This window comes from Bacillus sp. LR--39 (assembly GCF_053613335.1).
In genome coordinates, this window is the sequence record NZ_JBSIOT010000001.1 from 620,254 (window position 1) to 647,134 (window position 26,881).

Here is a 26,881-nt window from a genome sequence, read left to right on the forward strand (position 1 = left end):
CATGAAAAAAACAGTGAATCTGCGCCTGACGGCAGAACATCCCATTATGAAAAACCATCTTGTTCACGGCGAATCTGTCATGCCCGGTCTGGCCTATATTGATATGCTGTATCAGCTGGCAAAGCAAAGCCTTGATCTTTCATTCCGTTCCATCTGTCTGAAACGGGTGACCATTTATCATCCTTTATCAGTGAAGCGGTCAGAGCGGCTTGATGTGAGTGTCATATTCAGTAAAGAAAAGGAGTTCTGGACTGCCTCGATTTGCGGGGCGGATTCCGGGACGGTTTTCTTATCAGCGGAGGTGCATGAAGGAGTCTTCTCATCAGATAGGCGCCTTGACGCAGAGGAGAAAAAACAACAAGCCGCACTTCCATCAGTCTCTTTGCATACGGTTTACGAAGACGCGAGAAGCCGCGGACTGACGCATGACGGGCTGATGAAGCCGGAGGGAGAGATCTATGCAAATGAAGAGGAATGTTTCCTTGATATTCGGCAGTCTGATTCATGCCAGGAAAATCTCCCCGGCACTCTCTTTCATCCCGCGCTGATGGACGGTGCCGCCATGGCCTCCGGCGTATTGCAGACAGCTGCAGGCGCCGGTTTGTTTTTACCGATTTATTATGATTCGTTTATTGCCGCTGAGACGGTTACGGAGCGCTGTTACGCGGTGATTTCGAAAAAGTCCGGCACGCCGTCTGAAATGGTGAAAATGGATATTGACTTTTACAACCCCAGCGGTGCGCATATTGCTTCACTGCTCGGCCTGACAGCCAAAAAGGTGCGGACAGACCGGCAGCTGATACCAGGCGTTCAGCAGATGGAGGAAACCTTATACCGCATTTTCTCAACATACGTAGGCCGTCCTGTCACAAGAAATGATGCGCACACCGTGTTTTTTGAATTAGGTCTTGAATCGTCACAGCTTCTGGCCATTATTAAAGACATCGAAGAGGCGTTTGATCTGCGTCTGAATCCGACTCTTTTATTTGAATGCAGCAGCATATCCGAGCTGCTTGAAGACATAAAAACAAAAGGGACAGATGAATCTTCCGGCCTTGTTGCGAATGCAGCACCGGTCTCTGAAACGCAATCAGGCAGTCAGACATTTACTTTCTATGAACATGAAGCATTCCTTCAGGATCATCTGGTTTTCGGCAAACCGGCACTGATGGGTGTAGTGTATCCGTGTCTGGTGCTTGATGCATCCGGAACGTCTCATTCCGACACGTATCCCGCCGAGCTGAAAGATATCCGTTTTACGGGCGGGCCCGTCACGCTGGAGCCGGGAGAGGCCGCACATGTTGACATTTCATTTGCGGCAGAAAAGAGTGCCGAACGCTTTACCGCAAGCTGCTCTGTCTCCGGTAAAGAAAGCCGGAAGACGTGTGCCGAAGGAGAAATAATCAGATATACAGAGGCATCCGTAAAAAAATCATATGACGTTGAACAAATGAAGTCGCATGCACAAAAGGTGGCGCCGGATGTCATTTCCCGTCTGTACGATTCGGTTGCCGGCTTCACGATAGGCCCGATGCTGAAAACGGTAACGGCGGGATACAAAATGAGTGAGAGCTCCTTTTTATTGCAGCTGGACTTATCAGGAAAAAAAGAAAAAGGCGATCTGCATCACTTTGCATTTGACCCGCTTATATTGAATTCTTGTTATATGTCGCTCGGTGAAGAAGAATTGCAGCTGAAAAAGCGGATTCACGTCCCGCTCATGATTGAGAGGCTGACGCTTTACGGACCTGTCATGTCTGATACCGTCTATGTGGTGAATACAATCAAACATAAAAAAGACGGGTTCCTCTCATTTGACGCCGCAGTCCTCAGCCATACCGGAGAACAGCTGGCGGAATTGAAAAACGCGTCTGTGAAAGAAGTGCTTCAGCCAAATCGGCTTGAAAATGCGTCTTTTGCCCCATCCGGGAATCAAAGCCGTCAGAAAACGAAAGGAAACCCGCTGGATATTGCCATTGTCGGAATTTCCGGCAAGTATCCGCAGGCCGATGATATCAATGCGTTTTGGGAAAATCTCAAACAAGGAAAGGATTGTATTACCGAAATTCCGAAAGACCGCTGGAAATGGGAACATTACTTTTCCGAGGACCGTACGGCGCCGGGAGCGATCTACAGCAAATGGGGCGGATTCATTGACGGGATCGCCGATTTTGATCCTGAGTTCTTTAAGATTTCCCCCCGTGAAGCGGAACACCTTGATCCTCAGGAACGGCTGTTTTTAATGCATGCGTGGATGGCGATGGAGGATGCGGGATATACGAGGACATCACCTGAATTGGGCCGTCAGGTAGGTGTGTATGCCGGTGTCATGTATCAGGAATACCCGCTATTCGCGGCTGAAGCGGGAGTGAAAGGACGGCATATCGGGCTCCCCGGCGGGATTTCATCCATTGCTAACCGTGTCTCCTATTTTTGTGATTTTCAAGGGCCGAGCATTTCGGTCGATACGATGTGTTCGGGTTCTCTGACTTCATTGTACATGGCGTGCCGGGATCTGCGGGATCATCGGATTCGCGCGGCGCTTGCCGGCGGAGTGAATCTCACCGTTCATCCTAACAAGTACTTCATGCTGAGCCAGGGGCAGTTCATCTCATCTAAAGGACACTGCGGGAGTTTCGGCGCCGGGGGTGACGGCTATATTCCGGCAGAAGGGGTCGGGGTGCTGCTTCTTAAACGTTTAGAAGACGCCGTACAAGACGGAGATCGGATTTACGGCGTCATTAAGGGAGCTGCCATTAATCACGGCGGAAGAGCGAGCGGTTACACCGTACCGAACCCCAAGGCGCAGAGCGAAGTTATTTCTCAAGCTTTACAGGAGGCGGGGGTATCTCCGGGCCAGATCAGCTATGTGGAAGCGCACGGGACAGGGACAAAATTAGGCGATCCGATTGAAATCCGGGCTTTAACCGATGCATTCGGTGATGTTCCTGAAACATGTCTCATCGGGTCTGTCAAATCAAATATCGGACATGGGGAATCGGCAGCAGGCATCGCCGCTGTCACAAAAGTGCTGCTGCAGATGAAGCACAAACAAATCGCCCCATCTTTGCATGCGGATGTTTTAAATCCGAATATCCAATTTGACGAAGGGCCGTTTTCCGTCTGCCGGGAATTAACAGATTGGAAACGGATTGCCGCAGACGGAGAAGAACAGCCGCTCAGGGCGGGGATCAGCAGCTTTGGTGCGGGCGGTTCTAACGCGCATATCATTATTGAAGAATATGAGGCTCCTGTCAAACAAGCAATCAGCAGCCAAGAGCCGGCTGTCATTCTGCTGTCTGCGAAAAACGGGGAGCGTCTGACAGAATATGCGGAGCGCCTTCTTGCTTTTCTTCAAAAGAAGCATACGGATCAGCCGGACTTATTTGATGTCGCATATACTTTACAAGCGGGGCGGGAAGCGATGGATGAGCGGCTGGCTCTCATTGCGGACTCCCTTAAGGAGCTGGAGGACAAGCTCAGATCGTACTTGGAAAATGAAAATGCACCGCATCTTTACAGGGGGCGGGCGAAGCGAAATCATGAGACAGTGGCTGTGTTTGAATCTGATGAAGATTTGCAGGAAGCCATGGTCAAATGGCTGAAAAAGAGAAAGTACGGTCATTTGCTGAACATGTGGGTGCAGGGAGTCGATGTGGACTGGAACTTGTTATATTCGGGACGAAAACCCCGGAGAATCAGCCTTCCCGCCTATCCGTTTGCAAAGGTCAGATGCTGGATTCAAGATGAAGCCGAGGCGGTTTCAAAAAGGGATGACGGCAAAACGGTGATCCATCCGCTGCTTCATGAAAACACATCCGATCTGTGGGAGCTGAAATTCACATCCGTTTTTACCGGACGGGAATTCTTTTTCACTGATCACACAGTCAATGGGGAGAAGGTGCTCCCGGGAGCCGCCGTGATCGAAATGGCCAGGGCGGCCGTTGAGCGTGCCGCATGCGCTGTGCCGGACGGACGTAAAGGACTGTATTTGAAAGATCTCATATGGATGAGGCCTGTCGTTCATAAGGGGACGGATGTAGAAGTCCATATCAGCCTTATCCTTAAGGAAAATGAAGACATTGAATTTACGATTTACAGCCTATCGGAAGAACCCGGGGGAGAACGGATTTTATACAGTAAAGGCACCGCGGTATCAGGAGAGATAGCAGAGGTTCCGTCAGTTCACTTAGAGGGCTGGCTGTCCGGCTGCGGCCAATCGGTTATGACGTCTGATGAGGTTTATCAGGCTTTCCGGCATGCGGGTATGATATACGGGCCGAGCCATCAAGGAATTGATCAGCTGATGATCGGAGAGAGGGGCGCTGCAGCCCGGCTGTCGCTGCCGGAATCGGCAGACAGTACCGCCGATCAGTTTGTCATCCACCCGAGTCTTCTAGATGCCGCGTTTCAGGCGTCACTGGGTGCCGGTTCAGATACTGCCGGAGACACTCCGATGCTGCCGTTTTCCCTGAGGCAGGCAGAAATATTTCAGCCGACTCAGAAAACGATGTGGGCGCTTGTCCGCAAACAGAGCGATCGGTCAGATAACGGAGCGCTGACGCTGGATATTGATTTATGTGATGAAAACGGCGCTGTTTGTATGAGATTGACAGGATTTGTCTGTCGGGCGGTCCGGCAGACAAACCAAACCGAAAGCAAACGGCAGGAAGTTCAGACGGCGCTGCTTGCCCCTGTTTGGGACAAAACTTTCTTTTCTCTGGAAGAAAATCGAGCGGTTGATCAGGAACAATTGCTGATCATCGGAAAGCCGGGAAATACCATAAAGGCTGCGGCAAAAATGTGGCCCCGCGCCCATCTGGCGGAGACGCCGGATCATTCAAGCGAGCAAACATTACGTAAATTGACAGCCGGGTATCAAGATATCCGCCATTTCTTATGGATTGCGCCGGATCGTTTCGCACCCGCATCCGTCAGTCAGGAAATGCTTGATGAGCAGGAGAATGGGGTGATTCAATGTTTCCGTTTCATCAAAGCGCTGCTGTCACTCGGGTATGGAAATCGAAACATCAGCTTTACGGCGGTCACCCGGCAGACACAGTCCGTGTATCCGGGTGATCTGCCGCAGCCTGAGCATGCAGGTGTACACGGTTTGATCGGTTCATTGGCAAAAGAATATCCGAACTGGGATATCAGGCTGATTGATGCAGAAGAAGACAGTGATTCGTCTGAAATGAAAGACATCTGGCGCCTCCCTCCAGATCCGGACGGAAATGCTGCCGCGTACCGTAACGGAGCTTGGCACAAGCAAAAAACAGTCCGGGTGCTGACAAGTTCCGCTCCGCGTATGTCGTACAGAGAAGGCGGCGTTTATGCTGTCATCGGCGGAGCGGGCGGCATCGGAGAAGCATGGAGCAAATACATGATCACCCGTTACAAGGCACGGATAATATGGATCGGCAGGCGGCCGAAGGATCAGGAGATTCAGAGCAAAATAGACAGGCTGGCGCTATCAGGCCCCGCGCCGCATTATATACAGGCTGATGCTCAAGATGCCGCAGCGCTTAAGGCTGCCGTCCGTTCCGTAAGAGAGCAATACGGCAATATAACGGGAGTCATCCATTCCGCGATAACGCTTGCCGACAAAAGTATGGCGAATATGGATGAAGCTTCTTTCAGAAACGCTTTTTCAGCTAAGGCAAATACGAGCGTCCGAATGATCGAAGCTTTTAAGGGAGAACCGCTTGATTTTGTGCTGTTTTTCTCATCCGTTAATTCTTTCACAAAAAATGCCGGGCAAAGCAACTATGCGGCAGGGTGTACATTTCAAGACGCCTTTGCCCGCCATATCGCTTCCTTGCTTGATTGTGAAGTGAAAGTCATGAATTGGGGATATTGGGGCAGTCTGGGCGTTGTATCAGACCCGTCTTACAGAAAACGGATGGAGGCGTCAGGGATCGGTTCTATTGAACCCGATGAAGCAATGGAGGCGCTGGAAGTCTTACTATCAGAACCGTTCAGTCAAGCGGCATTCATCAAAGCTGCTCCGCACGGCTTAGCCGCACTGACGGATCAAGATGCAATATCGGTTATATCCGGCCCGAAGCCTTCATTTATGGAAAGCGTCAAGCGGCAAAATCCGGATCGGAATGAACGGCTTGAGACTTTAAAACAAGAAATGGAGTTGCGCATATGAACAGCCTTCTTTGCAAACTGCTCTTTTACCAATTACAGTCAATCGGGTTTTTCAGCGAGCCTGTCACTACACCTGCAGCATCCATGCGGAGCGCCGGCGTGATCGGCACATACGGCAGATGGCTGGAAGAAAGCCTGAATCTATTAAAAGAAAACGGATATATCGCGTATGACGGATACACGATCACCCTCCTCACGGATCAGCGTCCGGACAGCCGCACAGTCTGGAATGAGTGGAATGCCCATAAACGCCTGCTTCCCAATGGGGAGCTTGCGCAAGCTGAATTGGCTGAGGCGACGATAAAAGCGATGCCTTCCATTTTAAAAGGGGAACGTCCGGCTACGGATATCGTATTTCCCGATTCGTCAATGCGGCTCGTTGAAGGTGTTTATAAGCATAATCCTGTCGCGGATTATTTTAATGAAGTGTTAGCAGATGCCGCGGCCGCTTACCTGAAAGCCTATCTTACAGAACACCCCGATGCCCGCATCAGGCTGATAGAAGTAGGGGCCGGGACGGGCGGAACGAGCGCCATGCTGTTTACAAAACTGCAACCATTTGCAAAACAGATTGCGGAATATTGTTATACGGACGTTTCTAAAGCTTTTTTAATGCATGCCGAACAGGAATACGGACCTGATGTGCCGTATTTGACAACAGCCTTGTTTAATGCGGAGGAGCCTTGCGAATCACAAAATATCAAAACGGGTGTTTACGATATTGTCATCGCCGCCAATGTGCTTCACGCCACAAAAAATATCGGTTTGACACTGCGCCGTCTGAAAGCGCTTCTGAAATACAACGGAATGATTCTGATAAACGAAATCAGCGATCGTTCTGTTTTTACCCATTTAACCTTCGGGCTGCTTGACGGCTGGTGGTCCTATGAGGATGCTGAGCTTCGGATTCCGGGAAGTCCCGGCTTATATCCAAAATCGTGGGAGCGTGTGCTGCATTCGGAAGGATACAGAGCGGTTTGTTTCCCTGCTGAAACGGCTCATGATTTAGGTCAGCAGATTATCGCAGCTGAGAGTGACGGACTCGTCCGGATGCAAGGGATCAGAGACGGCAGAAAGCCATACGCCGCCCCGGCCGAAGTTTTCCGAAAGCCCGCACAGCCTGTTTCCCGCAGCCGCGCGCCAGAGGAGCATCAAGCTGTTAAGGCTGATGGGGAATCGGTCGTTTCCCATGTCCGCTCAGTCATCAAAACAAGTATTGCCGATGTATTAAAAATGAAAGAAGAGGATATTCAGGAAGAACTGAATTTCTCTGAATACGGCATTGATTCCATTTTGGCCGTCAATGTGATTAACGAGATTAATAAGCGTTTGAATCTTACACTGCAGACAACGATTTTATTTGATTACTATCATGTGAAACTGCTGACCGGTTATATCTCGGAAGAATACGAAACCATCATAGCCTCATCTCTGGAGACCGAAAGAGCGAAAATCCGCCCGGCGCTTCAGGAAGAACGGCCTGCTGAAAAACCTCTGCAGACGGAAAGAAAGGAAAACGGTTATCAGAAACCGAAACAAGAACGTATGCCGCCTTCTTTCGCAAAGTCCGATGACTCGGGAATGTTCCGGGTTGTGATTGACCGTCCGGGCGGCATTGAAGATCTGACGATTGCCCGCAGTGAAGTGCCCGAGACAAAAGATGACGAAGTTCAAATAGCCGTCCGCGCCTTTTCTTTAAACTTCGGAGACTTGCTTTGTGTCAGAGGGCTGTACCCGACGATGCCGCCTTATCCGTTCACTCCGGGATTTGAAGCAAGCGGCGTCGTGATCAAGACAGGGAGGCATGTAACATCCGTCATTCCAGGTGATGAAGTGATTGTCGGCATGGGAGAGGAATTTGGATCTCAGGCGAATCTCATCACATGTAAAGAACATCAAGTCTATCATAAACCGGCCCGGCTGACCTTTGAAGAAGCATGCGCTCTTCCCACCGTGGCGGTGACAATGATAGACGCCTTCCGGAAAGCCGGACTTAAAAAAGGCGAAAAAATATTAATTCAGACCGCGACGGGAGGAACGGGGCTGATCGCGGTGCAAATGGCCCGGCATATCGGTGCGGAAATATATGCCACGGCCGGATCACAGAAAAAAATTGAGTATTTGCATTCGCTCGGGGTCCACAATACCATTTGCTATTTAGAAGAAGATTTTGAAACGGAAATCATGCGAATGACCGGCGGCCGTGGGGTGGATGTTGTCATTAATACCCTGGCCGGTGATGCCATGCAAAAAGGAATGAATTGCCTGGCGCCGGGCGGAAGATATATCGAAATTGCCATGACTGCGCTGAAATCCGCTAAATCAGTCGACTTGTCCGTCCTTCATAACAATCAATCGTTTCACAGCGTGGATTTGCGGAAGCTGTCCCTTCAAAATCCGGATCAGGTCAAGGATTATCAATTGGAACTGCAGCGGCTGGCGGAAGAGGGAGTCATTCAGCCTGTCATCTCAAAAATCTTTTCCTTTGAAGACATAAAAGAAGCGTATCACTGTCTGGATGACCGCGGAAATATCGGAAAAATCGTCATCAGCGTTTCTGAGCCGTATCAAATGACGTACCCCCCCGAACAAAAGGATCCGGCCGATACAGTAAAATCAGCAGCTGTGTTACCTGAAAAAGAACCGATCGCGATTATCGGGATGAGCGGGCGGTTTGCTGAATCGGAGAATCTCCAAGAGTTTTGGGAACACTTAGCCGCCGGACGGGATCTGATTAAAAAAGCAGACAGATGGGATGTCTCTGACAGCCAATGCCAGTATGGCAGTTTTATAGAGGACATTGAATGTTTTGACCCCGTTTTCTTTCATATATCGGGACGTGAAGCGACCTATATGGACCCGCAGCAGCGGCTGTTTTTGGAAGAATCATGGAAAGCGCTTGAAGATGCGGGATATGCGGGAGACTCGGTAAGAGGCCGGGAATGCGGCGTGTATGCCGGCTCCTGCGGCGGAGATTACCAGGCCATTTTTAAACAGCAGGGGCCCGCGCAGGCTTTTTGGGGCAATCATAATTCCGTCACTCCGGCAAGGATCGCCTATCACCTTAATTTACAAGGTCCGGCGATCACTGTTGATACGGCATGTTCCAGTTCGCTGACAGCCATTCATTTGGCATGTCAGGGGCTCTGGACGAAAGAAACGGAAATGGCGGTGGCGGGCGGGGTTTTCATTCAATCCACTCCCGCTTTTTATCAGTCGTCAAATAAGGCGAATATGCTGTCACCGACCGGACGCTGCCATACGTTTGATCAAAGCGCGGACGGGTTCGTTCCGGGGGAAGGCGTGGGAGCGGTGGTGCTGAAACGTCTTAGCGACGCCGTTAGTGACGGAGATCATGTGTACGGCGTCATAAAAGGCTCTGCAATGAATCAGGACGGCGCTACAAACGGAATCACCGCTCCAAGCGCGCTTTCTCAAGAACGATTGGAACGGCATGTCTATGACACTTTTCACATTGATCCGGAAACCATTCAAATGGTGGAAGCTCACGGAACGGGCACTGCACTGGGCGACCCGATCGAATTCGGCGCCTTAACGCGCGCTTTCCGCCGCTATACGGATAAAAAAGGATATTGCGCCATCGGCTCTGTAAAAACCAATCTCGGACATGCCGCTGCGGCCGCGGGGATGGCCGGACTGTTTAAAATCCTGCTTTCGCTGAAGCACCGGCAGATTCCGGCTTCCCTGCATTTTCATCAAGCCAATCAGCATATTCAATTTGCGGACAGCCCGTTTTTTGTGAATGAAAAGTTGATACCATGGGAACGGAATCCGGATGCACCGCGCAGAGCCGCCATCAGTTCATTCGGATTCAGCGGAACAAATGCCCATCTTGTGATTGAAGAGGCGCCGCAAACCGTGCGCCGGTCACCGGCAAAACCGGCCTGCCTCATTCCTTTATCTGCGCGGACGGAGCGTCAGCTGGAAATTCAGGCAGAACGCCTGCTGGATTCACTCAGCAAGAACAAAGACAGCGATCTGGGAAATATAAGTTATACGCTCCTGCTCGGCAGAAAGCATTTACATCACCGGTTTGCCTGTATCGTAAGCAGTGCGGACGAACTGAAGCGGGTATTATCGGAGTGGCTTGTAAAAAGAGAGCTTCCGGGTGTGTTTGTGTCCAATTTGAAGGATCAGAAGCCGGCAGAAGAAGCCGGAATGAAAACATTCGGAATGGAATGCATTGAACAGTGCCGCTCGGCGGCTTCGCCCGCACAGTACAGAGAAAGCCTGGCACATATCGCTGACCTTTTTTGCAGAGGGTATGATCTTCCTTTTACACGGCTTTTTGACGGAGGGCAATATTATAAAACGCCGCTTCCTGCCTACCCGTTTTTAAAAGAAAGGTATTGGGCGGCTGATGTAAACAGTTCTTTACCAGGTCAAGCCATGAAAAAGTCTGAAACGCAAACCGTTCTCCCGTCTTCGCCCCAGCCTGAACATGAAGGGCTGATTTCTCTGACTCCTTTAACTGAGATCGAAATGAGAGCGTTTGAACCGGAGATATTGCAAAAACCGATCGTGTTACAGCCTTTGGATGGTACTGTTTCTGTCCGGCAGCCAGAAAAAGCCGTTTTCGAAGACAATAGAACATTGCTTGAAGAATTGAGGATAAGCCTGGCAGATATTTTATTTTTGTCACCGGAAGATATTGATGCTGATGAGCCTTTCATCGACATGGGGCTTGACTCCATTATCGGGGTTGAATGGATACAAACAGTAAATAAAACGCACCACACTGAGATTACTGCCAATAAGGTGTATGAACACCCGACGCTTAAGGAGCTTGCGGAATATATAGCGGGGCAAATAAAGAAACCCGAGTATGCTGAAGCGGAGGAAACAGCGGTACGTCCGCAAATCCCGGAAGCAGAAACTCCCCTTGCCGGCATCTCTGACGGCACTTTGCGCAAAGAGCTCAAAGAAAGCCTTGCGGACATCCTGTTTCTGAAGCCGGAAGATATTGATGAGCATGAGGCATTCATTGATATGGGGCTGGATTCTATTATCGGTGTGGAATGGGTTCAGTCCATTAATAAAGCCTATCAAGCGTCTATTACGGCAAATCTGGTCTATGAATATCCGACAATCGCAACATTAGCCGGGTATCTGACCGGTTCTGTCCAAAAAGACACTGAGGAAGTACATGGGGAACATACGAAACAAAACGATATATCAGAAGAGGCAGATGATCAAGAACCGCCCGAGCTGATCTGTCTTAACCCGGGTGGAAAGGGAAGACCGATTTTCTGGTTTCATTCCGCGCTGGGGGCAGTGGAGCTGTACCAGCCCGTTGCCGAACGGACCGGGCGTCCTTTTTACGGAATTCAGGCAAGAGGGTGGATGACAGACCGGGAACCGATCCGCGGCATTAAAAACATGGCCGAATATTACGTTAAGCTCATACGTACCGTGCAGCCCCGGGGTCCTTACGATGTAGGCGGCTATTCATTAGGGGGCATGCTCGCTTATGAAGTCACCCGGCAATTGCAGCTGGCTGGAGAAACCGTTGAGTCAATCGTCATGCTCGACTCCTTTGACGCGGCGGGTGCGCGGGAAATAAACATTTCTGATGAATTATTTGATAAAAATATGATGCTGCAGACGGTGAACATGGCTTTATTTGCACCGATCTATCAACATCCGGAACGCATATCTGAAACCTTGATTCATCGTGATGAACTGAATGCCGATCTTCATGAAGACATATTTTTAGAGCAATTAATCGCAAAAGCCAAACAGCGGGGGTTAACGAAGACGGACGCGTTGGTGAAAAATCTGATCAGGCAGAATATAAATGTTCAGGACGCTTACGAAATCACTGATTACGAACTCCTGCCGCTTCCGGATCCGAACGGGGTGACATGCTATTATTTCCGAAATAAAAACGGTATTTTCTTGGGTGAGCTTGATCCGTATTTTACAATCAGGGCCGATATTTTATCTGCTGATTTCGTCAACTACTGGAGCCAGTGGGAAGAGCATATGACAAACATCGCCATCATGGATGTGGCGGTATCCAACCATATGACGTTATTGGCTGAAGACAGCGCAGCCGAAACGATTTCTGAATTTTGCGGCGTTTTATATTCGGCAGACGGAATGACAGAACACAGCTTCCTGCAGCTGCAGGAAAAGATACTGAATGTGCATGGTGAGATGCTGAAGCAGCCCGCCAAAACAAGACCGTAAATTCACATATCCGCCCGCCGGGTTTACTCGTAAGCTTCGGCGGGTCATTTCAAATCTTGATCACATCTTGGAGGAATGAAAATGACCAGTTTAACAAAAATCAGACAGCAGCAGCCGTACAAGTGGTACCAAACGATGAGAGAAACCTCTCCCGTTCATTACAATGAAAAGGAAGATTGCTGGGAAATCTTCACCTATGATGAAGTGAAACGGGTGATTTCTGACTACAGTCATTTTTCTTCCGATCATAAATACTTAAGTGCGGACAAACAGGAAAAAATGATTCGGCATATTAACAAAGACAGCCTTTTGAAAATGGACCCGCCTGAACACACCGTCTTCAGAAAATTGGTCAATCAGCCATTCATGCCGAAATCGGTTGAGACTCTTGCACCGCGTATAGCCGCTATCGCTGATGACCTGCTTCAGGCCGTCCGTTCAAAAGGCAGGATGGACATTATTGAAGATTACGCATTTCCGCTTCCGATTATCGTGATCGCAGAGCTTCTAGGATTTCCTCCGAAAGACAGAGATATCTTTAAAAGCTGGGTCGACCAAAGCCAGAATGTAAAAGATGAAAAGAAAATGAATGAAGTGCAAAAGCAGATGATCGGATACTTCATGCAGTTTATTTTACAGCGGAGAAAACAGCCGCAAAATGATTTAATCAGCCATTTAATTTCAGCTGATTTAGACGGAGAGCCGCTGTCAGACAAGCAATTAATCGGTTTTTGCGGCTTGTTGATTGTCGCGGGGCACGTAACGACGGAAAATGTGATCGGAAACTCATTTCTCAGTCTCAAGGAGTTCCCGCACATTCTGCCCCGGCTGCTTGAAAATAAGGCGCTCCTTCCTGACTTTATTGAGGAAGTCATCCGCCTCAGACCTTCCATTCAGCGGGTAACCCGCTACACCGCGGTTGAGAGCGAGATTGGCGGAAAAACGATTCCGGCCGGAGAAAAAGTGTATGCGTGGATTGGATCGGCAAACAGAGATGAAAAGAAGTTTGAAAATCCCGATCAGATTGACTTGGGACGAAAGCCGAATCAGCATCTGTCATTCGGTCAGGGCAGCCATTATTGTTTAGGAGCGCCGCTGGCCCGGCTTGAAGCGAAAATCGCGCTTTCCCACTTTTTTGAACAGATGCCCGCATGGCGTTTTACTAAGGATCAAGAGCCGAATCTGGTTCCGAGCCCTGTATTTCACGGCGTTGACAGGCTGCTTGTTGAATTTTGAACGGAAAAATAAAAGAGGCTTCCGCAGGAAGCCTCTTTACTCTGGGGGCTTGGAGAAATGAATGTAGGAATCGAAGCAATGAATGTGTTTGGCGGAACCGCGTATGTAGACGTCATGGAGCTTGCGGAACATCGGAACTTGGATAAAAAAAGGTTTGAGAACCTGCTGATGAAAGAAAAAGTGGTGGCGCTTCCGTTTGAAGATCCGATTACGTTCGCCGTAAATGCCGCAAAACCGATTATCGACTCTCTGTCAGAAGAGGAACGGAATCAGATTGAAATGGTCATCATCTGTACGGAATCCGGGATTGATTTTGGCAAATCCATCAGTACATACGTCCATGATTATTTGCAGCTGAAGCGGAATTGCCGGTTATTTGAGGTGAAACAGGCTTGCTATTCTTTAACGGCCGGGTTTCAAATGGGTGTGAATTTCATCTTATCGCAAACATCGCCGGGAGCGAAAGCGCTCATCATCGGAACGGATATTTCCCGCTTTTTAGTTGCTGATGGCGGTGACGCGTTGACGGAGGAATGGTCCTATGCCGAACCGAGTGCGGGGGCCGGAGCTGTGGCGCTTTTAGTCAGCAGCACCCCTCATGTCTTTTTGCTTGATCAAGGCGCAAGCGGGTATTACGGGTATGAAGTCATGGATACCTGCCGTCCGATTCCGGATAGTGAAGCGGGGGATGCTGATCTGTCGCTCATGTCTTATTTGGACTGCTGTGAAAAATCATTTCAGGAATACGGAAAGCGTGTGAGCGGGGCGGATTATAAGAATACATTTCAATACCTTTCTTTTCATACTCCGTTTGGCGGAATGGTAAAAGGAGCGCATCGGACGATGATGAGAAAATTGGCAAAGGCTAAGCCGCAAGACATTGAAGCGGATTTTCAGCAACGCGTGCTGCCTGGGATTCAATACTGTCAGCGCGTCGGCAACATCATGGGGGCCACCGTATTTTTATCTCTTGCCAGCACGATTGATAACGGCTCTTTTGAAACGCCGAAACGCGTCGGCTGTTTTTCATACGGTTCGGGCTGCTGCTCTGAATTTTACAGCGGTGTCGTTATGCCGCAAAGCCGTACGCGGCAGAATCAATTTCAGATCAGCCGGCATTTGGATGAACGCGTCCGTTTATCGATGGCTGATTATGACCGGCTGCTCCAAGACAGCGGCATCGTAAAATTCGGCACAAGAAATGCCGCGCCCGCAGCAGACATCCCGAATGCGCATCAAGGAAAAACACGATTGGTGCTGACTGAAATAAAAGAGTTTCACAGAAAGTATGAATGGACGACTTAATATCAGAAACACTCAGAGCCGGCAAGGCTTGAGTATTTTTAAAGAAACGGAGAATAAACATGAATCCAATGATTGATGTACAGGAAACAGAACCGGGCATTGTGCAGGTCACAATGCAGGATACGGCCGGGAAAAACGGGCTGTCAGAAGAGTTTGTCAGAGAGCTGCACCGGGTATTCCAGGACATCAATGCCCATCCGTCCTATAAAACCGTCCTTCTGACGGGTTACGGAAATTATTTCTGCACGGGAGGAACGCAGGAGGGGCTTTTGACCATTCAGAGCGGAAAGCTCCAATTTACAGATTTAAAGCTTCACAGTCTTTTATTGGATTGCAGGATTCCCGTGATTTCCGTCATGCAGGGGCATGCGATCGGAGCCGGCTTTACGATCGGTCTGAGCTCGGATTTCGTGATTTTAAGCAGAGAGAGTTTTTATTCTTGTAATTATATGAAGTACGGATTTACACCGGGAATGGGCGCGACGTATATTGTGCCTGAAAAACTGGGAATTGTCCTCGGGGAAGAAATGCTGTTTACGGCCGCGAATTTCAGCGGCGCCGCTCTGGAAAAACGGGGAGTTCCGTTTGAAGTGCTGCCGAAAAAAGACGCCCTTCAAAGAGGCCGCGAATTAGCCCGGCTGCTGGCGGATAAACCGAGAGCCTCACTGGTTGCGCTGAAAACCAATGTGACCGCACGGATCAAAAGAGAGCTGACAAAAGCGGTTGAGGAAGAGGTGAACATGCACGAAGCCACATTCCATCTTCCTGAAGTAAAAGAGAGAATCAGCCGCTTATACGGCAGTTAAACAGAATGAAAAAAGCATGGGAAGCCCCATGCTTTATCACTGGTCCGTCTTTTGCAGAACGGAGCTTGCGAATTGTTCTTTAATTTCGGCGCTCCGGGCTGCGGTTTCTGCGATGCAGTGCATGATGGCTTCTTCAAAGCGGCGCTCTTCTAATGCGCGAAGGCCTGCTTCAGTCGTGCCGCCCGGGCTTGTGATTTCCTTGCGCAGGCGTTCAGGCCGTTTGCTGCTTGTTCTGAGCATTTCCGTCGCCCCGGCCATGGTTTGTAAAATCAGCTCTTTTGCCGTTTCTTCCGGCAGGCCGGCTTGAAGGGCGGCCTTTTCCATTGCTTCGACATACCGGTACACATAGGCGGGACCGCTTCCGGCAATGGCTGTGACGGCGTCAAGGTGTTTTTCTTCAAAGCGCGTCGCTTCTCCGATTGTTTCCAGAAGCTCTTTTGCCGTCCGGATTTCAGCTTCACTCGCCTCGGAGCTTGCGGAAAAACCGGTCGCCGATTGCTGAATGGCCGCGGATGTATTCGGCATCGCCCGGATGATGGTGAGCTTTCTGCCGAAATATTGCTGAATCGTGTGAATCGTCAGCCCTGCGATGACAGAAATCACAAGCTGATCTTTCACGTATTCGCGAATGTTCTCAATGCTTTCTGCCGCATCTTTCGGTTTAAAGGCGAGAACGATAATGTCGGTATTGCTGAAAAATTCTTCTTTATCCCGGCACGGTTTCACTCCGTACGTTTTTTGGAGCTCTTTCAGCCGGCTGTCATTTGACCGGTTTGTCATATATATATGTCCGGGGGCTGTCATTCCGCTTTGCAGCAGTCCGTTCACCATTGCTTCCGCCATTGATCCGGCCCCGATAAAACCGATTTTCTTCATATAAATCCTCCTTCTTTTCAAAACACAAAAAAACCTTCCCGTCAAAAAGGACGAAAAGGTTTCGCGGTACCACCTTACATTAGCACGAATCAGCCGTGCTCAGCTCAAATCCCGTAACGAGGGGATACGTTTAGGTTTTCCTAACCGCTCTGAGGGCAGGTTCTGTAAACAAGAGGGCCGCAATGTCTTTCAGCCGGGGACATTGCTCTCTGCTGCCGTTGTTTATATACTAGTTCCTCGTCATCGCGTTCCGTGTTTTCTAGTTTGTTGTTCATTATGCTATGCGCAATAGCGGGATGTCAATCTTTTTTTCCGATATGCGGCAATAATGACACAGTGAAAAGAAAACGCTAAAATATGATTATTCAGGAATGAAAAGAACGAAGGAGCGTAAACATGGCAGCGAGAAAGATCATCCCGATACGTGTGCCGACTCCGTTTGCAGTCGGCGACGTTATCGTTTATTTAGTAAAAGATGAAGCCTTAACCCTTATTGATTGCGGCCCGAATACAAAGGAAGCGGCTGAATCGCTCTCATTGCAGCTTAAGGAACACGGGGTTTCTGCGGCGGATATAGAACAGGTGGTGCTCACTCATCATCACGCAGATCATTCAGGTCTGCTGCACCTTTTTTCTGAGGATACGGAAGTGATCGGGCATCCGCTGAATGACAGGTACATTACTCAGGATCAGTCGTATATCGCCCGGCAGGAGGACTTTTTTCTGTCGCTTATGACTGAAATGGACGTTCCCCTGATGCCTGAAGACATACATAAAACAGTTAAGCTGTCATACTTATTTTCTGCAAACCGTCCGTTAACGAAAACAGTGAGGGAAGGCGGAAAAATTGACGGGCTTAACGGCTGGACGGTGCTCGAAATCCCGGGTCATGCCGCTTCTCACATTGCGCTCTACCATGAAAAAAGCGGTGAAATGTTCAGCGGCGATCTGCTTTTGTCCAACAGCTCCACCAATCCGATTCTGGAAGCTCCGGAAAAGGGGGGCGTGCGCGCGGCCCCGATGCTCGACTACTTGAACTCAATGAAGCGGCTGTATGACGTAAACCCGTCCTTTTTATATCCGGGACACGGCGATCTGCTGACAGACGTAAAGCCTGCTTTTGACAGGCGGCTTGAAAAACAGAGAAACCGGTCGGAATATGTGCTGCGCCTGTTGTCAGAGGAAACGCTGACGGCTTTCCAGGTATGCCGGCGGCTGTTTCCGGCTGTTTATGAAAATGAATTGTTTTTAACGATGTCAGAAACGATCGGCCATCTTGACGTGCTGGCCGCCGAAGGGAAGGTTGTATCCTTTCAGTCGGGGAACACTCTGAAGTTTAAAGCTGTGAAGGGGTGAAGGAAATGGGCAGATTAACGGATAAGCGGATTTGGATCACCGGAGCATCCGGCGGACTCGGAGAACGGCTTGCATATTCCTGCACGGCAGAAGGGGCTCATGTTTTTTTATCCGCCAGGCGGGAGGACCGCTTGCAGGAAGTGAAAAAGACGATTACCGCGCGCGGCGGACAGTGTGATGTCATCCCGTTTGACGTCCGGCATGCAGAAGAGGCTGAAAACGTAAGGCGTTTGATCGGTCATGTAGACGTATTAATCAACAACGCCGGCTTCGGCATTTTTGAAACGGCCGCTGATTCATCTTTGGATGATATGAAGGCAATGTTTGAAGTCAACGTCTTCGGATTAATCGCCTGTACGAAGGCCTGTCTTCCTGTGATGCTTCATGCGAAAAGCGGCCATATTATCAATATCGCCTCACAGGCCGGCAAATTGGCGACGCCGAAATCAAGCCTTTATTCCGCAACGAAACACGCCGTGTTAGGGTATTCCAACGCGCTGCGGCTTGAGCTGGCCGGTACGGGTGTAGCCGTGACAACGGTTAATCCCGGTCCGATCAAAACAGACTTCTTTACAATTGCAGATAAAGAGGGCGGTTATGTGAAAAGCGTCGGCAGATGGATGCTTGATGCCGACCATGTGGCAGAGCGCATTACATCCGTGATTCTGACGGATAAACGGGAAATGAATCTTCCGCGATGGATGAGCCTCGGGACGAAGCTGTATCAGCTTTTCCCATCGTTTACAGAAAAACTGGCCGGCCGCGCATTAAAGAAAAAGTAACAAGGGGGAAAAAGGAATGTCCGACCGTGATATACACAAGGCATTGATGGCAGATCCTTTCGTCAGGCAAATGGCGGAGGCGCGTGAAGTATTTTGGATCAACCCGCATAAAACCGATGATCCAGTAAAGCATGGTGCTGAATGGAAAAAGGAGATTGCCGAAGCGGAAGAAAGGCTGCGCCGGTTTGCGCCTTATATCGCGTCGGCTTTTCCGGAGACGGAAGCGGCGGGAGGCCTCATTGAGTCTCCGCTTGTCTTAATCAATGAAATGAAAAAGCGTCTGGAACACAGCGCCGCTCAGGCTTTCCCTGGGCGTTTGCTTTTGAAATGCGACGACGAACTTCCGATTTCCGGTTCCATTAAAGCGCGCGGCGGGATTTACGAAGTGCTGAAGCATGCCGAAGATCTCGCGGTAAAAGCGGGAATGCTCTCAGCAGACGACGATTACAGTATATTGACTGAAGAACGGTTTACCGCTTTTTTCTCAAAATACTCTATAGCCGTCGGTTCTACGGGCAATTTAGGTCTGAGTATCGGCATAATCGGCGCGAAGCTCGGCTTTTGTGTGACCGTTCATATGTCCAGTGACGCAAAGCAGTGGAAAAAGGAGCTGCTCCGGGAAAAGGGGGTTCGCGTCATCGAATATGAAGCAGACTACAGTCTGGCTGTCAAAGAGGGGCGCATGCAGGCGAAGCAGGACCCTTATTGTTATTTTATTGATGATGAGCATTCCCGGGATCTGTTTTTGGGGTATGCCGTTGCGGGAAGCCGTGTGAAAAAGCAGCTCGATCAAATGAACATAAAGCCTGATGCAGATGAACCGCTTTTCGTTTATTTGCCGTGCGGGGTCGGAGGAGGCCCGGGCGGCGTCGCGCTTGCGCTAAAGCTGATCTATGGCGAGCATGTCCATATTTTTTTCGGTGAGCCGACGCATTCACCGTGTATGCTGTTAGGACTGTTTTCCGGCTTGCATGACGGAATCAGCGTGCAGGATATCGGTCTTGATAATCAAACGGCCGCCGACGGACTCGCGGTGGGAAGGCCGTCCGGACTGGCCGGCCCTCTGATGGAACCTATACTCAGCGGCTGTTATACCGCCGATGACGGCACGCTTTTTTCGCTGCTTTATCAATTAAGGGCGGCCGAGAATAAGAGCCTTGAACCCTCTGCACTCGCCGGACTGGCCGGAGCCGTCAAGGTCGTTCAGACCGAAGCCGGAAACCGTTATATAAAAGAGCGGGGGCTTGAGATGGAAAATGCCGTGCACCTTGTGTGGAGCACCGGCGGAAGCATGGTTCCGGAGGAGGAAATGGAAGAGTACAGCCGGATCGGTTCCTCATTTTTGAAAAAAATGGGCAGACAGTGAAGCGGTTTTCCGTTACAATCTTTGTAAGCGTTTGTTTTTTATCGGAAAGCCATACAGAGAGATTGGTGTGAATTGTGAAAAGTAAAGAATTGAATTTACATACATTGTATACGCAGCACAGCCGCGAGTCGTGGGCCGGATTCGGCGGCCATCTTTCCATTGCCGTTTCAGAGGAAGAAGCCAAGGCCGTAGAGGGGCTGAATGACTACCTGTCGGTGGAAGAAGTAGAAACGATTTACATTCCGCTTGTGCGCCTGCTCCATCTTCATGTCACGTCTGCCGCAAGACGGAATCAGCATGTCAATGTGTTTCTGAAGCATCCGCATTCAGCGAAAATCCCGTTTATCATCGGAATCGCGGGCAGCGTCGCCGTCGGCAAAAGCACGACGGCGAGAATTTTGCAAAAGCTTCTTTCCCGTCTGCCGGACAGGCCGAAGGTGAGCCTGGTGACAACCGACGGTTTTTTGTATCCGACAGTGGAATTAAAAAGGAAAAACCTTCTGTCCAGAAAGGGATTCCCGGAAAGCTACGACGTGAAAGCGCTGCTTGAATTTCTGAACGATATAAAGTCAGGGAAAGAGAGAGTGGAGGCGCCCGTATATTCCCATCTTACCTATGACAGGGAAGAGGGCGCCGTCGAGGTTGTCGAAGGTGCGGATATCGTTATTATCGAAGGAATCAATGTCCTGCAGTCGCCGACATTAGAGGACGACAGGGAAGATCCGCGGATTTTTGTATCCGATTTCTTTGATTTTTCGATCTATGTGGATGCCGAAGAAAGCCGGATTTTCACGTGGTATTTGGAACGTTTCCGCCTCTTAAGAGAAACCGCTTTTCAGGATCCGGCTTCTTATTTTCATAAATTTAAGGATTTGTCTGATGCAGAAGCGGATACCATGGCCGCCTCCATTTGGGAGAGCGTCAACCGGCCGAATCTGTATGAAAATATCCTGCCGACAAAATTCAGATCGGATTTGATTTTGAGAAAAGGTGACGGCCATAAAGTTGAAGAGGTGCTGGTAAGGCGGGTGTGATGTGAGGAGGAAGCGGATATTATGATACATCATATTGAGTTGTATGTATCTGACTTGAAAGCCTCCGCCCGGTTTTGGGGATGGTTTTTAGGTGAGCTCGGTTATAGGGAATTTCAAAATTGGGACTCCGGCATCAGCTGGAAAAACGCAGGATTTTATGTTGTGCTTGTACAGACAGAGGAGCGTTTTTTAACACCGGAGTACCACAGATGCCGGGTCGGGCTGAACCATCTGGCTTTTCATGCTGCATCAAGAGAGCAGGTTGACGAGATGACAGAAAAGCTGCTTGCCAGAGGATGCCCCGTGCTTTACAGGGACCGCCATCCATATGCAGGCGGAAGCACGCATTACGCCGTATACACGGAGGATCCGGATCGGATAAAAGTGGAGCTCGTTGCTCCTGCTTCTGAATGAACTATAACTTTTCGTTTTTTTCTTCGCGCAGCGCGTCGAGTTTCTTTTCGATTCTGTCCAATTGTATGCGGCGCTGCTTCAAGCTTCTGAATACGTATATCACGGCAAACAGGAAAACCGCGGCTGCAATAAATGAAATCAATTGAAAAATGACATCACCGATGTTCATCTTTTTTACCTCCGTGTGCGGCGGGCTTCTTCAGCCCGCCGTTTTTTCATTTTGACCGATGTGAAGACATGGGGGATGAATCATTTCTCTCCTAGCCTTGTTTTTTTCTGAGAATGAATAGTTTCTGCATGTGGCTTATGACCACTTTTGCGGCCGCATATCCCGGAATGGCCAGCAGCATCCCGGCAATTCCTGAGAATTTGCCGGCGGCAAGCAGAAGAAAAATAATGGTCAGCGGGTGAATGTCCAGCTTCCGTCCCATAATTTGCGGGGAAATCAGCTGGCTTTCAAGCTGCTGGACAATGACGACGACCGTAATCACCAGCACCGCCTCGGTCGGTGAATCGAACAATCCGACAATGACTCCGGGAAATGTGCCGATCCAAGGCCCGATAAACGGAATCAGGTTTGTCACCATGGCGAACGCGCCCAGAACGAGCGGATAATCGAGCCCGATTATAAAATAGCCGATTGTGACGAGTACGCCGACACAAAAACTGACGAGCAGCTGTCCTTGTATGTATGAACTGAGAGCTTCATCCATGTCCTGAAGGATTTGTTTTCCTTCTTTTTGATGTTTTTCCGGAAGAAGCCGCAGCAGACGCCGGGGGGCTTTGTTTCCTTCTTTTAACATGTAATACAGCGCAAACGGAATAATGGCGGCGGTGATGGCGGCATTGGCAGCCGTACCGGCCAGGCTGCTGAGAGAATCAGCGATTGAACCGGAATAATTTGCGGCTTTGTCTGCTAATTTTTTAAAGGAATCCCCATGCTGAAGCCGGGAGAACCATTTGCTGTCCTGAAGATGCCCGATCCAATTTTCAGCTTTTGCGGAAAGCTCCGGAATATGATCTGTGAAGGCTGTAAACTGTTTTTGAACGGCAGGGCCCGCCGTATAAAGGAAGAGGACAAAAAGGCCGGCTGTTCCCGCATAAATCGCTAAAATCGCGATTCCTTCGGGCAGCTTTAATTTCGCATGCAGCAGTCTGACGAGCGGGCGGCACAAATAGTAGAGGACGCCCGATAATACAATAGGCGGAAATAAGGTTTTAACCGTAATCACCACAGGCTGGAACAAAAAGTCTATTAATGTTCCGAGATAAATGATGAGAAATAACAGAAGAACGGCATAACCGATCCTGAAATAAGGCCCGATAGGCATATCCTGCACCACGCAATCTTTAAGGGTTTACTCTCGGACGTTTCCCTTATCGCCCGGTGCATAAACGTCCGTGTCAGGAAAACTGCCCCTGATTGGTGACGTAATCGTAGATAATATCTTCTACATGGGCATGAAGATCCTCATCGGGTTCTTCATTCCTTCTTTCTTCTAAAGCTTTTTTTAAACTCTGTTTTTCATAGGGGCTCAGCGGATCTGTCGACACATTCCGTCCATACTGGCGGAGGGCTTGTCCCAGCATTTTTTCTATAAATTGATCCATCGTATATTCTCCTATTCTTGTCATTCATCTTTATTCTACTAAATATCATGTGATCCTCCCACTCTTCTATCATATTTTCTGTCAGGCCGGGGTAGGATTTTTATTCCAATTCAGCTGAGAGAATACGATGAAACGGCAGCGTTAACGCATCTTCATCGTTTATGATTTTTAAACGCTTTTCGTCATGCCTCACTTGTTTTACCCATCCCCAAAAGCGGCGGGGACCGTGTGCTGAAGCGTAGGTGACCGAGATGGCCCTGTCTTCTTCAATCGACGCCGCAATGATGCGGTTCATGTCGTTCAGTTGCTCTTCGCTCAGTTCCGGAGGCCGGAATTCCCGTTCTTTTCGTTTTTTTGCAAGCAGCTGCTCCCGATGTTCGGGCAGCATCATCCGGCTTGATTCCCACATGACATTATACCCGGGTGTTAATTTGTTCGGATTCATGTATATCACCTCAAATTATTTGTAATGCCCGCCGATTTTTTCAGCCCGGTGAAAGGCTTGGCCGGCCTCTGTCAGTGAAGCGGCATGGAGGAGTGACGCAGGGCCGTACCGCTCATGAATATCATCCAATACTTTGCCGAGACTGATCTTTTTTTCCTGGGCATCGAACAGGCTCAGCTGAACATAATCACAAGGCTCCAGCTGGGAAAGGGAGACGCCGGCGCTGCGGACGGGCTCACCGTTCCAATGCTCTTTGAAGAGCTTGACCGCCGCTTTAAAAATATCCATTCCGAAATTAGTCGGAGAGATCAGCTTTCTCTGTCTGTGAAAACCTGAAGGGAATTCAAAATCAGCGCCTCTGATGCTGACCGAAACCGTATGGCCGATGTATTGTTTGAAACGGGCGCGGCGGGCCACTTCTTCGCTTAACTCCAGCAGCACGACTTTAATATCCTCAAAGCGGCTGTAGTCTCTCGGGAGGGTCATGTTATGGCCGATCGCTTTTTGCCGGCTGTGCGTGTTGACGGTGACCGGAGAGGGATCGATGCCGCGGGCTGTCCGCTGAAGCAATTCGCCGTTAATGCCCCAGCGTTTTTTCAGCAGTTCGGCTGGGTGCCCGGCAAGCCCGCCGATTGTGCTGATGCCCATCCGTCTTAAATGATGCTCCATCCGTTTTCCGATGCCGAATAATTTTCCGACCGGCAGCGGCCACAGATCCTGCCTGATATTTGACATATCCAATCTGTGGATGCCGGATGCGTTTTTTTTGGCAAAATGGTCGCAAGCCATTTTCGCGAGCGCCTTATTCGGCCCGATGCCGACACGGGCATAAATTCCGAATTCACGCATAATCGCTTGCTGAATGCTTTCGGCAATTGTAAAAGGATCACCGAACAGCCGCCTGCTTCCGGTCACGTCGAGAAACTGCTCATCGATGGAGTAGGGTTCTACAAGATCGGTATACCGTTCAAACAGTTCGGTAATCATGACGGATACATCAATATACCGCTGCATCCGCGGACGGACAATAACGGCGTCGGGACATTTGGCCTGCGCTTCCCACAGCCGTTCGGCATTTTTTACGCCGTATCGTTTGGCGAGCGGACAAGCCGCAAGCACGACGCCGCTGCGTCTTTCGGGATCTCCCGAGACAATCACGGGCCGGCTTTTGAAATGAGGCGCTTCCGCTTTTTCCACAGACGCATAAAACGATTGCATATCTACAAGAAGAATATCAGCCATAAAAAAACCTCCGGGAACGTTTGTTCTGTTTTTCATTGTACCCGAACAATGATCACGTTTATACTGGTAAATCATTCCCCGGCTGGAAGACGTGCTGATTCGTTTGCTTGAAAAGAAATCATTTACAATTGCAAACAACCCACATATAATTTTTTATATTCCAATGAGAAGAGCTGACATTCATTTTGCCGGACGAAAAGGAGAGTCAATCGATAATGGATATTCGAACAATTACCTCTGAAGACTATGAAATGGTTACGTCTGTTTTGAATGAATGGTGGGGCGGCAGGCAGATGAAAGACAAACTGCCGCGCTTGTTTTTTGAACATTTTCAGGACACAAGCTTTATCACGTACGGGCCGGAGGGAATGACCGGTTTTTTAATCGGTTTTCAGTCACAATCAGACCCTGAGACAGCCTACATTCATTTTTCGGGTGTGCATCCGGATTTCAGAAAAATGCAAATTGGAAAACAGCTCTACGACCGATTTATGGAGACCGTGAAGAAAAGGGGCTGCACAAAAGTCAATTGCGTGACGGCGCCTGTCAATAAAGTATCAATCGCTTATCATACAAAATTAGGCTTTGAAGTTGAAAAAGGAACCAAAACCGTAAACGGAATCCCTGTTTTTGCGAATTATGACGGTCCGGGAGAAGACCGGATTCTGTTTGTGAAATACATATGAGGGGGATGAATATGGGTTTTTTAGCTGACACGCCCAAACCGCCCTATTATGCGGTCATTTTTTCATCAATAAAGGGAAAATATGATGAGGAATATGAACATACGGCAGAGCGCATGATGAATTTGGCAGGCGGACAGCCGGGCTTTTTAGGCGCGGAAAGCGTTCGGGAGGAAAACGGCTGCGGCATCACGGTTTCCTACTGGGACAGCCTGGAGGCGATTAAAAGGTGGAAAGATCATACTGACCACCAGGCGGCAAAACAAAAAGGAAAAACCGCCTGGTATGAAGCGTACGCGGTCCGCATTACGAAGACGGAGTCACAGCGGATGTTTGCGTCAAAAGGGGCGGAAGATTGATTACATTTTTACAGCATACACAAGAACAGACCGCGCGGGAAATTGCGGCGGTTCAGCGCTGCTCTTATCAAAAAGAAGCCGAGCTGATCGGCTTTTTCGGCATTCCCGCCCTGCATGAAACACCCGATGATATACAGCGGTCACGGGAGACGTTTGCCGGTTTCAAGGAAAAAGATCAGCTTGCAGGCGTCATTTCGTATGAAAAAAAGGGATATGACCTTGTCATATGCAGGCTGACGGTGCACCCTTCAGGCTTTCGGAAAGGAATCGGACGGGCGCTTATTCAATTTGTGATAGACGAGAACCGGGACGCCCAAAAAATAGAGGCGGCTACCGCCAGCCAAAACGTTCCGGCAGTCTCTCTCTATGTAAAAACCGGGTTCACAGAAGCCGGACAGATAGAGACGGCGGAAGGGCTGACCCTCTCGTTTTTTCATCTTTATCCGAAGAGGAAAGCGGAAGTTGTTCCGTACAAGCCGGAATGGAAAGAAATGTTTGAAAGAGAGAAGGCGGACTTGATCCGAATCTTCGGCTCAGCACTTCATTCTGTCAGCCACATCGGCAGCACCTCCATCCCGGGCATGGCCGGCAAACCCGTCATCGATATACTGGCGGAGGTCAAAGATATTTCGGACGCTGACCGATTCAGTCCGCAGCTGGAAGCACTCGGCTATGAGGCGAAAGGGGAAAACGGGATAGAGGGCCGGCGTTTCTTTCAAAAAGGCGGCAGCAAGCGCACACACCACGTTCACATATACGAAACAGGCCATCCGGACGTGAAGCGTCATCTGCTGTTCCGGGATTACCTCACCGCAAAGCCTGAAAAAGCGGCTCAATACATGGAACTGAAACGGCACCTCGCTGAGACATACCCATACGATATGGCAAAGTATAGTGAAGGGAAAAATGACTGGATCAAGGCGGCTGAACAAGAGGCAAAGGACTGGGAGAGCGGGCTGCTGTAAAGAAAGCAGAAACAATGCATACAGCGGCTCGG

At 49.5% G+C, this 26,881-nt stretch carries 19 protein-coding genes; 13 read left to right on the plus strand and 6 right to left on the minus strand.

Annotation, left to right across the window (positions count from 1 at the left end):
* Position 1 precedes the first annotated feature (1 nt).
* The 5 genes from ACWHAR_RS03200 to ACWHAR_RS03220 all read left to right on the plus strand — a co-directional run bounded on the left by ACWHAR_RS03200 (position 2) and on the right by ACWHAR_RS03220 (position 15,716).
* Positions 2–6,157, plus strand: coding sequence for a type I polyketide synthase (locus ACWHAR_RS03200; RefSeq protein WP_032873177.1), 6,156 nt, complete (start codon positions 2–4; stop codon positions 6,155–6,157).
* Positions 6,154–12,369 carry a beta-ketoacyl synthase N-terminal-like domain-containing protein gene (locus tag ACWHAR_RS03205; RefSeq protein WP_032873179.1) on the plus strand — a complete coding sequence of 2,072 codons (6,216 nt, stop codon included), beginning with the start codon at positions 6,154–6,156 and terminating at the stop codon, positions 12,367–12,369. Before ACWHAR_RS03200 ends, ACWHAR_RS03205 begins: the two co-directional genes overlap by 4 nt.
* Before the next feature lie 81 nt (positions 12,370–12,450).
* Complete coding sequence (locus ACWHAR_RS03210; protein ID WP_032873181.1) at positions 12,451–13,605, plus strand: cytochrome P450; 1,155 nt, start codon at positions 12,451–12,453, stop codon at positions 13,603–13,605.
* Between the two features lie 57 nt (positions 13,606–13,662).
* A complete protein-coding gene (locus tag ACWHAR_RS03215; protein ID WP_032873183.1) occupies positions 13,663–14,910 on the plus strand; it encodes a hydroxymethylglutaryl-CoA synthase family protein in 1,248 nt (415 codons plus the stop codon).
* Positions 14,911–14,969: 59 nt separating this feature from the next.
* Complete coding sequence (locus tag ACWHAR_RS03220; protein ID WP_014305356.1) at positions 14,970–15,716, plus strand: polyketide synthase; 747 nt, start codon at positions 14,970–14,972, stop codon at positions 15,714–15,716.
* A 36-nt stretch (positions 15,717–15,752) separates the two neighbouring features.
* On the opposite strand, the gene proC is transcribed toward ACWHAR_RS03220, so the two are convergent.
* Complete coding sequence (gene proC, locus ACWHAR_RS03225; RefSeq protein WP_032873185.1) at positions 15,753–16,592, minus strand: pyrroline-5-carboxylate reductase; 840 nt, start codon at positions 16,590–16,592, stop codon at positions 15,753–15,755.
* A gap of 396 nt (positions 16,593–16,988) precedes the next feature.
* On the opposite strand from proC, the gene ACWHAR_RS03230 reads away from it, so the two are divergent.
* The 5 genes from ACWHAR_RS03230 (at position 16,989) to ACWHAR_RS03250 (ending at position 21,544) form a co-directional block, all read left to right on the plus strand.
* Complete coding sequence (locus ACWHAR_RS03230) at positions 16,989–17,948, plus strand: MBL fold metallo-hydrolase (RefSeq protein WP_032873188.1); 960 nt, start codon at positions 16,989–16,991, stop codon at positions 17,946–17,948.
* Between the two features lie 5 nt (positions 17,949–17,953).
* Positions 17,954–18,730: an SDR family NAD(P)-dependent oxidoreductase gene (locus ACWHAR_RS03235; RefSeq protein WP_032873190.1), complete on the plus strand. Its 777-nt coding sequence runs from the start codon at positions 17,954–17,956 to the stop codon at positions 18,728–18,730.
* Between the two features lie 16 nt (positions 18,731–18,746).
* On the plus strand, positions 18,747–20,096 hold the full coding sequence (dsdA, locus tag ACWHAR_RS03240) for a D-serine ammonia-lyase (RefSeq protein ID WP_032873192.1): 1,350 nt from the start codon (positions 18,747–18,749) through the stop codon (positions 20,094–20,096).
* 74 nt (positions 20,097–20,170) lie between these two features.
* Positions 20,171–21,130: a type I pantothenate kinase gene (coaA, locus tag ACWHAR_RS03245; RefSeq protein WP_032873194.1), complete on the plus strand. Its 960-nt coding sequence runs from the start codon at positions 20,171–20,173 to the stop codon at positions 21,128–21,130.
* 24 nt (positions 21,131–21,154) lie between these two features.
* Positions 21,155–21,544: a VOC family protein gene (locus ACWHAR_RS03250; protein WP_029973629.1), complete on the plus strand. Its 390-nt coding sequence runs from the start codon at positions 21,155–21,157 to the stop codon at positions 21,542–21,544.
* A 1-nt stretch (position 21,545) separates the two neighbouring features.
* On the opposite strand, the gene ACWHAR_RS03255 is transcribed toward ACWHAR_RS03250, so the two are convergent.
* The 5 genes from ACWHAR_RS03255 to ACWHAR_RS03275 form a co-directional block, all read right to left on the minus strand.
* Entirely contained in the window at positions 21,546–21,713 is a 168-nt protein-coding gene (locus ACWHAR_RS03255) for a DUF4083 family protein (protein ID WP_007612383.1), read from the minus strand.
* Between the two features lie 91 nt (positions 21,714–21,804).
* On the minus strand, positions 21,805–22,875 hold the full coding sequence (locus ACWHAR_RS03260; protein ID WP_032873503.1) for an AI-2E family transporter: 1,071 nt from the start codon (positions 22,873–22,875) through the stop codon (positions 21,805–21,807).
* A gap of 73 nt (positions 22,876–22,948) precedes the next feature.
* The gene (locus tag ACWHAR_RS03265; protein WP_003153294.1) at positions 22,949–23,155 is read right to left on the minus strand and encodes a YqzH family protein; all 207 of its coding nucleotides are present in this window, start codon (positions 23,153–23,155) and stop codon (positions 22,949–22,951) included.
* A gap of 100 nt (positions 23,156–23,255) precedes the next feature.
* The gene (locus ACWHAR_RS03270; RefSeq protein ID WP_007409390.1) at positions 23,256–23,600 is read right to left on the minus strand and encodes a YolD-like family protein; all 345 of its coding nucleotides are present in this window, start codon (positions 23,598–23,600) and stop codon (positions 23,256–23,258) included.
* A gap of 15 nt (positions 23,601–23,615) precedes the next feature.
* Complete coding sequence (locus ACWHAR_RS03275) at positions 23,616–24,842, minus strand: DNA polymerase IV (protein WP_032873199.1); 1,227 nt, start codon at positions 24,840–24,842, stop codon at positions 23,616–23,618.
* A 215-nt stretch (positions 24,843–25,057) separates the two neighbouring features.
* On the opposite strand from ACWHAR_RS03275, the gene ACWHAR_RS03280 reads away from it, so the two are divergent.
* Genes ACWHAR_RS03280 through ACWHAR_RS03290 form a run of 3 tightly spaced genes read left to right on the plus strand, consistent with a single transcriptional unit; the run spans position 25,058 to position 26,849 of the window.
* On the plus strand, positions 25,058–25,528 hold the full coding sequence (locus tag ACWHAR_RS03280) for a GNAT family N-acetyltransferase (RefSeq protein WP_007612374.1): 471 nt from the start codon (positions 25,058–25,060) through the stop codon (positions 25,526–25,528).
* 11 nt (positions 25,529–25,539) lie between these two features.
* Entirely contained in the window at positions 25,540–25,884 is a 345-nt protein-coding gene (locus ACWHAR_RS03285) for an antibiotic biosynthesis monooxygenase family protein (RefSeq protein ID WP_015240143.1), read from the plus strand.
* The gene (locus tag ACWHAR_RS03290) at positions 25,881–26,849 is read left to right on the plus strand and encodes a GNAT family N-acetyltransferase (RefSeq protein WP_032873202.1); all 969 of its coding nucleotides are present in this window, start codon (positions 25,881–25,883) and stop codon (positions 26,847–26,849) included. The genes ACWHAR_RS03285 and ACWHAR_RS03290 overlap by 4 nt, the downstream gene beginning before the upstream one ends.
* Positions 26,850–26,881 lie beyond the last annotated feature (32 nt).

Coding starts and splice junctions, on each gene's coding strand:
- ACWHAR_RS03285 (WP_015240143.1), top strand. CDS start 25,540: ATGGGTTTTTTAGCTGACACGCCCAAACCGCCCTATTATGCGGTCATT.
- dsdA (WP_032873192.1), top strand. CDS start 18,747: ATGTCCGACCGTGATATACACAAGGCATTGATGGCAGATCCTTTCGTC.
- ACWHAR_RS03200 (WP_032873177.1), top strand. CDS start 2: ATGAAAAAAACAGTGAATCTGCGCCTGACGGCAGAACATCCCATTATG.
- ACWHAR_RS03220 (WP_014305356.1), top strand. CDS start 14,970: ATGAATCCAATGATTGATGTACAGGAAACAGAACCGGGCATTGTGCAG.
- ACWHAR_RS03210 (WP_032873181.1), top strand. CDS start 12,451: ATGACCAGTTTAACAAAAATCAGACAGCAGCAGCCGTACAAGTGGTAC.
- ACWHAR_RS03260 (WP_032873503.1), bottom strand. CDS start 22,875: ATGCCTATCGGGCCTTATTTCAGGATCGGTTATGCCGTTCTTCTGTTA.
- ACWHAR_RS03235 (WP_032873190.1), top strand. CDS start 17,954: ATGGGCAGATTAACGGATAAGCGGATTTGGATCACCGGAGCATCCGGC.
- ACWHAR_RS03215 (WP_032873183.1), top strand. CDS start 13,663: ATGAATGTAGGAATCGAAGCAATGAATGTGTTTGGCGGAACCGCGTAT.
- ACWHAR_RS03270 (WP_007409390.1), bottom strand. CDS start 23,600: ATGAATCCGAACAAATTAACACCCGGGTATAATGTCATGTGGGAATCA.
- ACWHAR_RS03275 (WP_032873199.1), bottom strand. CDS start 24,842: ATGGCTGATATTCTTCTTGTAGATATGCAATCGTTTTATGCGTCTGTG.
- ACWHAR_RS03255 (WP_007612383.1), bottom strand. CDS start 21,713: ATGAACATCGGTGATGTCATTTTTCAATTGATTTCATTTATTGCAGCC.
- ACWHAR_RS03205 (WP_032873179.1), top strand. CDS start 6,154: ATGAACAGCCTTCTTTGCAAACTGCTCTTTTACCAATTACAGTCAATC.
- ACWHAR_RS03230 (WP_032873188.1), top strand. CDS start 16,989: ATGGCAGCGAGAAAGATCATCCCGATACGTGTGCCGACTCCGTTTGCA.
- proC (WP_032873185.1), bottom strand. CDS start 16,592: ATGAAGAAAATCGGTTTTATCGGGGCCGGATCAATGGCGGAAGCAATG.
- ACWHAR_RS03280 (WP_007612374.1), top strand. CDS start 25,058: ATGGATATTCGAACAATTACCTCTGAAGACTATGAAATGGTTACGTCT.
- ACWHAR_RS03265 (WP_003153294.1), bottom strand. CDS start 23,155: ATGGATCAATTTATAGAAAAAATGCTGGGACAAGCCCTCCGCCAGTAT.